The sequence below is a fragment of the Bradyrhizobium sp. LeoB3 genome (assembly GCF_055456055.1).
In genome coordinates, this window is sequence record NZ_JBVBEF010000036.1 from 19,493 (window position 1) to 31,759 (window position 12,267).

Consider the following 12,267-nt stretch of genomic DNA (forward strand, 5'->3'; position numbering starts at 1 on the left):
ATGGTTATGGATTAGCCTCTCCCACCTTACCAAACTGATGGCGCAGCGCGGTGTGGGTCCCGGCTCAAGGCCGGGACGACGGGCGAATGTGTTTAGGCCTGCACCCGGATCATGCGCTTGCCGCGGTTCTCGCCGGCGAGCAGGCCGATCAGCGCGGCCGGCGCGTTCTCCAGCCCGTCGATCACGTCCTCCTGCACCTTCAGCCTGCCGGAGGCGACCCAGGACTGCAGGTCGGCGAGTGCGGCGTCGCGCTGGTCCATGAAGTCCATCACGATGAAGCCCTGCATGATTAGCCGCTTGACAACGATCAATCCGGGCACGCCGCGCGGGCCGTGAGCGGAGGGGACGCCGTCATATTGCGAGATCGCACCGCAGCAGGCGATGCGGCCGCGGTTGTTCATCTGCGGCAGGCAAGCCTCCAGGATGTCGCCGCCGACATTGTCGAAATAGACGTCGATGCCATCAGGCGCAGCCGACCGTAGCGCCTTGTAGGTGCCGCCGTCCTTGTAATCGACCGCGGCGTCGAAGCCGAGTTCGCTGGTCAGCCAGTGGCACTTGTCCTTGCCGCCGGCAATGCCGACCACGCGGCAGCCCTTGATTTTTGCGATCTGTCCAACGATCGAGCCCACCGAGCCGGCGGCTGCCGAGACCACGACGGTCTCGCCTTCCCTGGGCTTGCCGACATGGAGCAGGCCGAAATAGGCGGTGAGGCCAGCGATGCCGTAGACGCTGAGCAAATGCGTCATCGGCTCGAGCTTTGGCATCTTGGTCAGATGCTTTGCCTGCACCGCGGCATAATCCTGCCAGCCGGTGTCCCCGAACACGATGTCGCCCGGCGCAAGGCCTGAGGCCTTAGACGCCACCACCTCGGCGATGCCGCCACCGGACATCACGGTGTTGGCCTCGACCGCGGCGCGGTAGGTCGCGCCGTGCATCCAGGCGCGGTTGGCGGCATCGAGCGAGAGATAGCGCAGCCGCAGCAAGGCCTCGCCGTCCTTCGGCTCGGGGATGCTGCCATTGACCATCCTGAAGTGCTCAGGTCCGAGCCTCCCGGTCGGCTTCTCCACCAGCAGGATCTGACGATTATTAGCTTCGCTCATGGTGTCCCTCCCTTGTTGGTCAATCCCGATGCAACTGCGTGCGCGTTGCGCGCCAGATTGCACAGATTGTGCGCTGCCATGACGCTAATCCCCGCGTGTCTATTCCACAACTGGAACATGCAGCTCTGCCCGCACAGAGCGAAAGCGTGTTGCGCGCCTGCGTAAATCTGCCACACTCCATCGCTTGCCGGGTGACTTACGGGAGTAAGAGCATGTCGAGCAGGTTCACGCAGTACATCCTCATCGCGATGGTGCTGGGCATCGTGATGGGTGCCTTCGTCTACAACTTCCTGCCCGACAGCCGGGCGGAGATCGCGGCCGACGTAAACCTGATCGCGATGCTGTTCCTGCGGCTGATCAAGATGATCATCGCGCCGCTGGTGTTCGCGACATTGGTCGGCGGCATCGCGCATATGGGAAGTGGCGCGCGGCTCGGGCGCATCTTCGCGAAGACCATGGGCTGGTTCGTCAGCGCCTCCTTCGTCTCGCTCCTGCTCGGCCTCGTCATGGTCAACCTGCTGCAGCCCGGCGCCAACTTTCCGGGCACGCTGCCCGACAAAGCCCAGTCGACCGGCCTGCCGGTCTCGGCCTTTTCATTTGAGAAATTTTTGATCCACCTGGTGCCGACCTCGATCGCGGACGCGATGGCGCAGAACGAGATCCTGCAGATCGTGGTGTTCGCGGTGTTCTTCGCGGTCGCGCTCGGCGCAATGCCGGAGCGGGCGAAGCCGATCATGGCTCTGATCGACGACCTCGCCCACATCATGCTGAAGGTCACGAGCTATGTGATGCTGTTCGCGCCGCTTGCGGTGTGGGCCGCGATCATGGCGACGGTGTCGAAGAACGGACTTGGGGTGCTCTGGAAACTCGTCGTGTTCATGGGCGGCTTCTACGTCTCGCTCCTGATCCTGTGGGCGATCCTGGTCGTCGTCGGCTTCATCGTGATCGGGCCGCGCTACAGCCACCTGTTGCGGCTGATCCGTGAGCCATTGATGATCGCGTTCTCGACCGCCTCGTCGGAGGCCGCCTATCCGAAGACGCTGGAGGGATTGAACCGCTTCGGCGCCTCGGCGCGGATTTCGGCCTTCGTGCTGCCGCTCGGCTATTCGTTCAACCTCGACGGCACGATGATGTACTGCACCTTTGCCAGCATCTTCATCGCGCAGACCTATCATATCGACATGTCGCTCGGCACCCAGCTTGCGATGCTGGCCACGTTGATGATCACCTCCAAGGGCGTCGCCGGCGTGCCGCGCGCCTCCCTCGTCGTGATCGCCTCGACACTCAGCCAGTTCGGCATTCCCGAGGCGGGCCTGCTAATGATCATGGGCATCGACACCTTCCTCGACATGGGCCGCAGCGCCACCAATGTGATCGGCAATTCGCTCGCCACCGCCGTGGTCGCCAAGTGGGAAGGCGAGTTGAAGGAAGAGCACGAGCTTGGGCCTGACGATGCGGTGCCGTCCGATGCAGTGCCGGGTGCGGTGATGGCCGGCCATTGATGGGAGGGGTGCATGCATCACGCCCGAAGCTTGGCCGCGGCGCTGTTGTCGGCAAGCCTGCTGGCCGGCGCCGCGGTCGCTCAAACGGTGGAGGGCCTTAGCCCGACGCTCGCCAATATCAAGAACACCCATGTGGTGCGGCTCGGCTACCGCGAGAGCTCGCCGCCGTTTTCTTTCCTCGATCAATCCAACCGGCCGATCGGCTACAGCCTCGAACTGTGCGAGGCGATCGTGGAGGAGATCGGCGTCGAGGTCGACGACCCCAATCTCAGGATCGACTACGTCAAGGTCACCTCCGACGATCGCATTCCTGCTGTTGTGCAGGGCAAGGTCGATCTCGAATGCGGGTCGACCACGGCGAATGCCGAGCGGGCCAGGCAGGTCGCGTTCTCTCCTTTGATCTTCGTCGCCGGCACCAAATTGATGGTGCCGAAGACCTCTTCCATCTCGGGCGTGACCGATCTCAACGGCAAGACGGTGGTGGTGACCAAGGGGACCACCAACGAACAGGCCATGCACAATGTCGACAAGAAATTCTCGCTCGGGCTGAATATCGTGACGTCGCCCGATCACGAGCAGTCCTACCAGATGTTGGCCGACGGCAAGGCGGATGCGTTCGCGACTGACGACATCCTGCTCTACGGCCTGATCGCGCGGCACAAGTCGCAGGACAGGTTCCGCGTGGTCGGCGACTACCTGTCCTACGATCCCTACGGCATCATGTACCGCAAGGGCGAGCCGCAGTTGAAGGACGTGGTCGAGCGCACCTTCCGCAAGCTCGGCTCCGGCCGCGACCTGATCCCGCTCTACAACAAATGGTTCATCGCGCGGCTTCCCACCGGCGAACGCCTCAACGTCGCGATCTCGCCGCAGCTCGAGGAGGCTTTCAAGGCGCTGGACGATAATGAGGGGACGAGCAATTAGCTCGATTGCGCGGGCGAACGCGTAGGGGGGCAAAGGAGCGCAGCGACGTGCCCACCACCAGACATTCCGCTCGCGATGGTGGGCACGCTTCCGCTTTGCCCACCCTACGGCACTGACGTGGACGAGAGCGACGCATTCCGACCTCTCCCCTCACCCTGAGGAGGCCGCGTCGCGGCCGTCTCGAAGGGCGAGGCCTGCGGCGGGGCCTCATGGTTCGAGACGCGCGTTCCGCGCTCCTCACCATGAGGGTCTGACAGTGTCGCTGCCGCCTCGTTACGCAAACACCCTATCCAGCGCCGCTTCATACGCGGCATAAGCCAATTCCGGGTGCGAGCGGCTCAGCGCTTCCATCTTCACGCCGGCGTTGACTTCGAGGATCCGCCAGGCGCCATCGGTGCGTACGACGTCGATCGAGCCGAAGCGGATGCCGATCGCGCGGGCGGCCTTGATCGCGATCTCGATGCAGGTGTCGCGCGTCTCGCCCTGCTTCAGCAGCACCGGTCGCGCGCCGGAATCGAGGTTGTGGCGCCAGTTGAGGATGCGCCGCTCGCCCTCCGGGACGATCGCATCGAGCTCGGCCCGCCCGATCGCTGCGATCAGGCCGGGCAGCGCCGTCGATCGCCGCTCGGCAGGCATGGCCGCGAGCGCAAGCTCGAGCAGCGAATGCCTGCCGTCGCCGATCACGAACGGGCGCTCCTTGCTGTAGACGACGACCGGGAGATCATCGACCAAGACAACACGAATCTCGTCCTCGATCTCGACATAGGGCGAGATAGCGAGGCTTGGGTAGGCCGCCAGGATCCTGCCGACCGCGAGCTCGAGCGCATGCTTGGTCGTCACCCGGAAGACTCCCTCGCCCGACGTGCCCTCGTTTGGCTTGACGACGAGCCCGTTGGGATGCTCGGCCAGCAGGCGGAGCATCGTTTCCCAGGAGCCGGCCGACCGCGTATAGGCCGCAAGCTTCGGCCCAAGGAACAGGGTATGGGGGATGCAGGGCACCCCAAAACATTGTAGCACCTCGGCGGTAGCCGCCTTGTCGTTGGCGATCTGGTGCGCGACCGCGCTGTTCAGCCCGACGTCATAGGCGAAGGCGAGGTGCCGCCGCTGCCCACGTTGCATGACGATCAGCCAGGCCTCCGACCGCACCTCGACCGTAATGTTACGGGCCAGGCAATATTTCGTGACCGCGTCGACAAAAATCCGCTGGCTGATCGGGATCGCCAAGTCGATTTTCCTCTCTCAATAGTGCCGTGTGGAATTAATTGCTCTACCGGCATCGTTTCCGGCAAGTTAATTGCGCCGCGTCGGAAACCTTAACAACGATGTTTTGAACCATTCTGCGAAATCAATCGACAGCCATGCTGAGTTCGCAATTGCACAATGGATGAATTCCATTATGTGTGTCAGCGGCGCGACGGGCAGGCGGGCTTCCCCTTGATGTCAGTCAATTACGTGCGGTCGAGCAGCCGCTACTCGGCCTCGTTTATGTAAGGTCAATCGGAAAAACCAGACACATGAGCGCGTTCTATCGAGAGAAGGTCCTTTCTGTTCGTCACTGGACCGATACGCTTTTCAGCTTCCGAGCCACCCGCGATTCCGGCTTCCGCTTCCAGAACGGCCAGTTCGCCATGATCGGCCTCGAGATCGATGGCCGGCCGCTGCTGCGCGCCTATTCGATGGCGAGCGCCAATCACGAGGAAGAGCTCGAGTTCTTCTCGATCAAGGTGCAGGACGGTCCGCTGACCTCCAAGCTGCAGAAGATCCGGGAAGGCGACATCATCCTGGTCGGCCGCAAGGCGACCGGCACGCTGATCACCGACAATCTCATCCCCGGCAAGCGGCTGCTGCTGCTGTCGACCGGCACGGGTCTGGCTCCCTTCGCGAGCCTGATCAAAGACCCCGAGGTCTATGACCGCTACGAGACCATTGTGCTGGTCCATGGCTGCCGCCAGGTCGCCGAGCTCGCCTATGGCGAGGATCTGGTCGCCAATCTGCGCGACGACGAATTGTTCGGCCCGCTGCTCGCCGAGAAGCTGCTCTATTATCCGACCGTGACCCGCGAGCCGTTCCGCAACCGCGGCCGCATCACCGACCTGATCACGTCGGATCAGCTCTTCAACGACATCCACCAGCCGCCGCTCGATCTTGAGACTGACCGCATCATGATGTGCGGCAGCCCGGCGATGCTGGAGGACCTGCGTAAGCTGTTCGAGGGCCGCGGCTTCACCGAAGGCAGCCACAGCACGCCCGGCCATTTCGTGATCGAAAAGGCCTTCGTCGAGCGCTGATCGGCTTCGAGTTTTAAGCCAACTCTCTCGCCCGTCATTCCGGGGCGCGCGCAGCGCGAGCCCGGAATCCATTTCTCCGCGGCGTTTGTGGCCCGATGGATTCCGGGCCCGATGCTTCGCATCGATCCGGAATGACGGCGGGGTGCCTCTTCCCCCTTTCGTTGCAGCGCAATACACCACCCCGGATCGTGTAGCGTCGGTGTCACATCCGTGAACCCGAAGACCCATTATACCGTGTAGCGTGTGGCGGACGGCGCGGGATCGATTAGGCTCTCCGCCCGCCGATAACCAGTTCGGCAGGATCCGCTGAGGGGTTTCATGGCAACGCTGCTGCTTCCGTTCTCGCCGCGCTTCATCGTGCTCACGATCTGCTCGGTGGTCACTGCGCTCCTGCTCGTGTTCGGCATCGTCGACCGGAAGCTGATCGACGTCATCCTGATCCCCTTACTGATCTTCGGCGCGCTGACGCTGCTGGGTGTCCGCGACCTCATGCAGAAGCATCACGCGGTGCTGCGCAACTATCCGATCTCGGCGCATCTGCGCTTCCTGCTCGAAGAGATCCGCCCGGAGATGCGGCAGTATTTCTTCGAGAGCGAGAAGGACGGCATGCCGTTCTCCCGCGACACCCGCGCCGTCGTCTATCAGCGCGCCAAGATGGTGCTGGACAAGCGGCCGTTCGGCACCCAGGAGGACGTCTACCGCGAGGGCTATGAGTGGATGCATCATTCGGTGGTGCCAAAGCCCCATTCGAACGAGAAATTCCGCATCACCATCGGCGGCCCCGATTGCGCCAAGCCTTATTCCGCCTCGGTCTTCAACATCTCCGCGATGAGCTTCGGCGCGCTCAGCCCGAACGCGGTGCGCGCGCTGAATGCCGGCGCCAGGAAGGGCGGCTTTGCGCATGACACCGGCGAAGGCGGCGTCAGCCCGTACCACCGCGAGAAGGGCGGCGACATCATCTGGGAGATCGGCTCCGGCTATTTCGGCTGCCGCAATCTCGACGGCACGTTCAATGCGGACGAGTTCGCGCGTATCGCCACTGAGGAGCAGATCAAGATGGTCGAGCTCAAGATGAGCCAGGGCGCCAAGCCCGGCCATGGCGGCGTGCTGCCCGCGGCAAAAGTCTCGGAAGAGATCGCCAAGATCAGGGGCGTTCCCCTAAGGGAAGATTGCATTTCGCCGGCCTCGCACAAGGCGTTCTCGACGCCGCTTGAGATGATGGCCTTCGTCGGCGAGATGCGCAGGCTGTCGGGCGGCAAGCCGGCCGGCTTCAAGCTCTGCATCGGCCATCCCTGGGAATTCCTCGCGATCTGCAAGGCGATGCTCAAGAGCGGGATCTATCCCGACTTCATCGTGATCGACGGCAATGAGGGCGGCACTGGCGCTGCGCCGCTGGAATTCATGGATCATCTGGGCATGCCGATGCGCGAAGGCGTCAATTTTGCCCACAATGCGCTGGTCGGCATCGATGCGCGTAACCGCATCAAGATCGGCGCCTCCGGCAAGATCGCGACTGCCTTCGACATGGCACGCGCGATGTCGATCGGCGCCGACTGGTGCAATTCGGCGCGCGGCTTCATGTTTGCGCTCGGCTGCATCCAGTCCTTGAGCTGCCACACCGACCGCTGTCCGACCGGAGTGACCTCGCAGGACCCGATCCGCAATCGCGCGCTCTACGTGCCCGACAAGATCGAGCGCGTCTGCAATTATCACCACGCGACGCTGCATGCGCTGGCCGAGCTGCTCGCCGCCGCCGGCCTCGAGCATCCGCAGGAGTTGCGGCCGATCCATTTCACCCAGCGGACATCGACCACGGAAGTCCGCACCTTTGCCGAACTCTACCCGGCGCTGCGCCCGGGCGAATTGCTCGAAGGCACCCAGGACCGCCGCTTCCGCGACGCCTGGGCCATGGCCCGCCCCGATTCGTTCCAGCCGGCGGGGTGAGCACGCGACCTCTCCCCGCAAGAACGTGGAGAAGGCGAACCGCCCATCCCGGTCATTCCGGGGCGCCACGCAGTGGCGAGCTATGATGTGCAATTGCACATCAGAGAATCCATGTTTCCACCCGCATCTGCTGCTCGATGGATTCCGGGCTCGCCGCTTCGCGTCGCCCCGGAATGACAGGGTTTGTTGCGGCGGCGAGGTAGGGACAGGCCGCGTCGGCTAATGCGGGTTCTCCAGGCTGAACGTCTCCGACTGTTCGTCATAGGCGAACAGCTCGGCATAGCGTCCCCATGAGACGATGGTCTTCAGCGTCTCGTCCGCATAGTCCTCGGACATGTAGTCCTCGAGCTCGTTGCGGAATCGCGCGGCGGGGGCCGTGTGGGACGGGCGTTCGTCAAGCACGCGTTTGATCAGGCCCATCACCGGCACGTAGCTGATCAGATGCTCGGCGAACAGTTTCTTGCGCGCGTCGGTTTCGAGATTGGCAAAGCGCAGACCGGCTTCGGTCAGCACCAGGTCGCCCTCGCTTAAGCGCGCGAACCGCAACAGCTGCAGCGCCTCGCCGAGATGCAGGATCTCGTCCGTCTCCATTTGCAGGCTGCCGGCGAGAACCGGCAGGTCGGCGTGGCCGTGATAGGGCGGCCCTGCCAGCGTCTCGATCAAGCCGGACAGTTCGTTGGACGAGACATGGCCGAGCGCCGTGCCGACGCCCGCGCCGGAAGCCGCCTCGGTTGCTGGGCTCGACTTGGCGTCGGTCCGCTGCGTCATGCGGCCATAGATGCTGTCGACGAGCTGCCGGAACGCCGGATCGAGACGGTTGCGCGGATGCGGGAAGTCGACCTTGATCTCGGTCGCCACCCTGCCGGGATTGGACGAGAACACCAGAATGCGGTCGCACATCAGCACCGCCTCCTCGATATTGTGCGTCACCATCAGCACCGATTTGATCGGCAGGCGGCCGTCGGTCCACAGATCGATCAAGTCGGTGCGCAGCGTTTCGGCGGTCAGGACGTCGAGCGCCGAGAACGGCTCGTCCATCAACAGCAGGTCCGGATGCACCACCAGGGCGCGCGCGAACCCGACGCGCTGGCGCATGCCGCCGGACAATTCCTTGGGGTAGGCGGATTCGAAACCATCGAGGCCGATCAGGTCGATCGCGGCGAGCGCGCGGGTGCGTCGTTCGGCGGCATCGATGCCGAGTGCTTCGAGCCCGAGCTCGACATTCTGCAGCACCGTGAGCCAGGGAAACAGCGCAAACGACTGGAACACCATCGCGACGCCGTTGGGGGGACCTGCGATCTTCTTGCCGCGGCAGGCCGCTTCTCCCGAGGACGGGTCGACGAGGCCGGCGATGATCCGGAGCAGCGTCGATTTGCCGGAGCCGGAGCGGCCGAGCAGGCCGACGATCTCGCCGGCGCGGATGGTCAGGTCGACGTTTTCGAGCACCAGCAGGTTCTCGCCGCTGCCCTTGGGAAAGGAGCGACAGACGCCGCGGATATCGATGAGGTTAGGCTGAGCGGATTGTTCGAGCATGGCGGCTCCTCATCACCCGAGGCGAAGGCGGGACAATGGCTGTTTAAACCGACCTCCCGCACCGTCGTTTCGTGTGAGCACGATCTTGCATGGGAAGATATGCTCTAGAATTCCCCGTGCAGCCTTCCTGAGAAGATGTGCACCGGCCCACGGTCGGCGTTGTAGGCCGGGTTTGTGATGAACTGATAGTCCGCCGTCAAGGTGACCTGCTTGGTCAGGGCGTAGGCATAGTAGGCTTCGAGGATGCGCTCGCGGCGGTAGTTGAGCGCGCCGTCACCGATCAGAATGCCGAGACCCCCGGCGGCGATGAAATCGCGGTGGTCATTTGACAGCGAATTGATCGCGCCGCCAATGCCGATGACGTCATCCGGCCGGCCCCATTTGGTGCCCTTGATCGAGGCGCCCAGCGACAGCGAGGCGTCGATGTCGGTGAAGGCCATGATCTCGGTCTTGCCGTTATTCCAGCTCCAGCGGCTGAACACGCCGAGATCGTCGGAGAGCGCCTGTTCCAGATTAATGACATAGCCGTATTTGATGCGGCCGGTACGGGTCAGCGCGATGTCGAGATTGAGGGCGGGATTGTCCAGCGTCTCGCGATAGCTGCCGGAGAAGGCGCTGTTCAGCCAGGCGATCGTGCGTATCTTGCCCGGCAGCGAGAACACTGAATAGCGTCCCTCATATTCGAGCACGTAAGTTCCGCGCTCGAACACGGCTGTATCGAAGCTGTTGGCGTTCGATACCGACGGGATCAGGAAATATCCGCCGCGCAATGCCCATCGTTTCTGATTGAGCTCGGCGGTGATGCCATAGGTGAGGCCGACCTTGTCGGCGGAATAGTCGAAGGCGCCCGGCGCCCACATGGCCCAGTTCATGAAATCCTTGCGCGTGTCCTTGGCGTAGGCGTTGCCGTCGAACACGTCGAGCACGGCGAATTTGCCGGCCTGCAGTGTCAATCTTGAAACGTCGACCTTGCCGCCGAGCTGGAGCGGCCCGCTCGGCAATTCCTCCTGCTCGCCGCCGAAGCCGAAGGTCTGGCGCACGAACAGGCGCGAGGTGTTGTAATGCGGGTAGGGGAAGTTCGATTTCTGCGCTTCCCCGCTGGAAAAGCCGCCGAGACCGACGGTGTCGTTCAAGCCGAAGCCATGCAGCAGCTCGGGATTGTAATAGATCTCGCCGCCTTCCCAGAGCCGTGCATTCAGGAACAGGCTGTTGCTCCAGGTCGACTGCGCCTGCCGGGCCGGCGTCAGGCTGTTCGTGCCGCTGTAGGGCGCGTAGAACGCCGGATAGCCCTGCGGCAGGTAGGTGGTCTGGCCGTGGATCTCCCAGCGATCGGATTCGGGATCGGTGATGTCGGTGTTCGGTGTCAGGCCCGGGGCGCCCGGCCACTCGATCTTGCGATTGAGGCCGATGCGCACCGACTGGAAGTCGAGGCTGGAGGAATACCGCGTGCCCGACGGCAGGAACTGGATGTTGGCCCTGTCGAACCGGCTGTAGAGATATTCGAGTCGCGCGGTCCAGTGCGGGGCGAAGGCATACTCGAATCCCGCGCCGGCAGCCCAGCCAAGGCGGACATGAATCTCCTTCTCCTCGTCGCCGATCGCCGTCGGCGTGTTGAGGAAGCGCCCGCCGGTATAGGCGAAGCCGCCGGTCACGTAAGCGAGCCATGGGCCGCTCGCATAGCCGAGGCGGCCGCGTATCGTGCCGACATAGTCCCATTGCTCGACGAAGTCGGTGCGCGGCGTCGCAAGCGACGTCACCACCGAATTCGAGGGCAGATAGTTCGGAAAGCTCACATCGCCTTCGACACCCACGAGCAGGCCGGACGGCAGGCGAACATTGTAGCCCGCCTGCACCCCGCCAATCACGCCGCTCACATTGCTGCTGCTGGTGCTGACGAGGGGATCGGCCAGCACTGCATTCGAGGAGCCGAAGCCGTAGCCCGTATGCGCGCCGATATAGAGCCCGGTCCAGTCGAACAGCGGCTGTGCGTACGGCGCCTTGACCGGCAGTTTGATATCGGCCGCAACCGCCGCGCCGCTCAAGGCCAAGGTCGCGGCCGCCGCATGGCCGAGAATCTGCTCAAGGGATCGGCTGCGGCGCGGCATGGCGGAGATGCTTCCAAACTGGACGTCGCGACGGTTCGGCGTGCCCGTTCCCGAAGCGCTGCTACGACGCCTTCCCGCACACGAAATCATCACGCCGCCTTTGCCCCAGTCGCATGTCCTGATTCCCCTCCATCGCGCAGATCGGGGAAGCCACACCGTACCACAATCCTTATTGCGAATAATTCGCAATAGCAAGAAACGGCGAGTCATTACCGCTGGATGGCATCGCTCAATGACAGTTTTGCAACAGAAGGCGCGATCATCTTGTCGCGGCCAGATCCGAACGTGGATGACCCGCCCGGGGGGACAGCCGGGCGGGTCGGGGTACGACACGGGGTGGATGAGGCGCCCGTGCCGGACGCACAATCCACGGTCGACGTGTTTTCGAGCGAAGGAGGTTTATCGGCTCGCGTAGCAATCGAGTTTACGCAGATTGCGTAGACTTATCTGCGCAGAAAACGGGTCAACCAAAACCGCTCCGTCGATCGATCAGAAATTGCAGGTACGCACGCGGCCCATGTAATTGCCGAACGCATCGTACTGGCGAACCCAGCCGCAGCGGCGATAGCCGTCGTAGTAGTAGCCGTTGTTCGCGGCGATGGCGCTGCCGACAACCGCTGCGCCGACGAGGCCGGCTCCGACGCCCCAGCCCCAGTGGTGGTGGTGGAACGGCTTGGCTTGCGCTTGGGTGGTCGACGTCGCGATCGTGCCGGTGACAGCGAGCGCGGCGAGGGCGAGAGCAGCAATCTTGGTCTTGATCGACATGGATAACTCCATCCTGTTGAAGGCGGCGCCGGGATGGCCCGCACGCACCGTTGGACGGAGCCTCCGCGATTTGGGTTCGAAGCGGAGGAGGAAGGCTATGGCTGTC

At 63.4% G+C, this 12,267-nt stretch carries 9 protein-coding genes; 4 read left to right on the top strand and 5 right to left on the bottom strand.

What is annotated here, in order from left to right:
• Nucleotides 1–92: 92 nt before the first annotated feature.
• Nucleotides 93–1,100, bottom strand: a complete 1,008-nt coding sequence (locus ACZXDY_RS22590) for an NADP-dependent oxidoreductase (RefSeq protein WP_464347007.1) — start codon at nucleotides 1,098–1,100, stop codon at nucleotides 93–95.
• Nucleotides 1,101–1,312: 212 nt separating this feature from the next.
• Here ACZXDY_RS22590 and ACZXDY_RS22595 point away from each other — a divergent pair, with 212 nt between their 5' ends.
• Both ACZXDY_RS22595 and ACZXDY_RS22600 read left to right on the top strand, forming a co-directional pair.
• Nucleotides 1,313–2,602: a dicarboxylate/amino acid:cation symporter gene (locus ACZXDY_RS22595; protein WP_028167897.1), complete on the top strand. Its 1,290-nt coding sequence runs from the start codon at nucleotides 1,313–1,315 to the stop codon at nucleotides 2,600–2,602.
• Between the two features lie 12 nt (nucleotides 2,603–2,614).
• Nucleotides 2,615–3,526 (top strand): amino acid ABC transporter substrate-binding protein, encoded by a 912-nt coding sequence (locus ACZXDY_RS22600; RefSeq protein ID WP_464347008.1) that lies wholly within the window; start codon nucleotides 2,615–2,617, stop codon nucleotides 3,524–3,526.
• A 273-nt stretch (nucleotides 3,527–3,799) separates the two neighbouring features.
• Here the strand turns inward: ACZXDY_RS22600 and ACZXDY_RS22605 are convergent, their stop codons facing one another.
• Nucleotides 3,800–4,750, bottom strand: a complete 951-nt coding sequence (locus ACZXDY_RS22605; protein WP_464347009.1) for an ATP-grasp domain-containing protein — start codon at nucleotides 4,748–4,750, stop codon at nucleotides 3,800–3,802.
• A gap of 290 nt (nucleotides 4,751–5,040) precedes the next feature.
• Between ACZXDY_RS22605 and ACZXDY_RS22610 the strand changes: the two genes are divergently transcribed.
• Nucleotides 5,041–5,814: a ferredoxin--NADP reductase gene (locus tag ACZXDY_RS22610; RefSeq protein WP_028163358.1), complete on the top strand. Its 774-nt coding sequence runs from the start codon at nucleotides 5,041–5,043 to the stop codon at nucleotides 5,812–5,814.
• A gap of 318 nt (nucleotides 5,815–6,132) precedes the next feature.
• Nucleotides 6,133–7,758, top strand: a complete 1,626-nt coding sequence (locus tag ACZXDY_RS22615) for an FMN-binding glutamate synthase family protein (protein ID WP_464347010.1) — start codon at nucleotides 6,133–6,135, stop codon at nucleotides 7,756–7,758.
• A gap of 219 nt (nucleotides 7,759–7,977) precedes the next feature.
• Here the strand turns inward: ACZXDY_RS22615 and ACZXDY_RS22620 are convergent, their stop codons facing one another.
• The 3 genes from ACZXDY_RS22620 to ACZXDY_RS22630 form a co-directional block, all read right to left on the bottom strand.
• Nucleotides 7,978–9,291, bottom strand: a complete 1,314-nt coding sequence (locus ACZXDY_RS22620; protein ID WP_464347011.1) for an ABC transporter ATP-binding protein — start codon at nucleotides 9,289–9,291, stop codon at nucleotides 7,978–7,980.
• Nucleotides 9,292–9,395: 104 nt separating this feature from the next.
• Nucleotides 9,396–11,396: a carbohydrate porin gene (locus ACZXDY_RS22625; protein ID WP_051396673.1), complete on the bottom strand. Its 2,001-nt coding sequence runs from the start codon at nucleotides 11,394–11,396 to the stop codon at nucleotides 9,396–9,398.
• 489 nt (nucleotides 11,397–11,885) lie between these two features.
• A complete protein-coding gene (locus ACZXDY_RS22630) occupies nucleotides 11,886–12,161 on the bottom strand; it encodes a hypothetical protein (protein ID WP_028163362.1) in 276 nt (91 codons plus the stop codon).
• Between the last annotated feature and the right edge of the window lie 106 nt (nucleotides 12,162–12,267).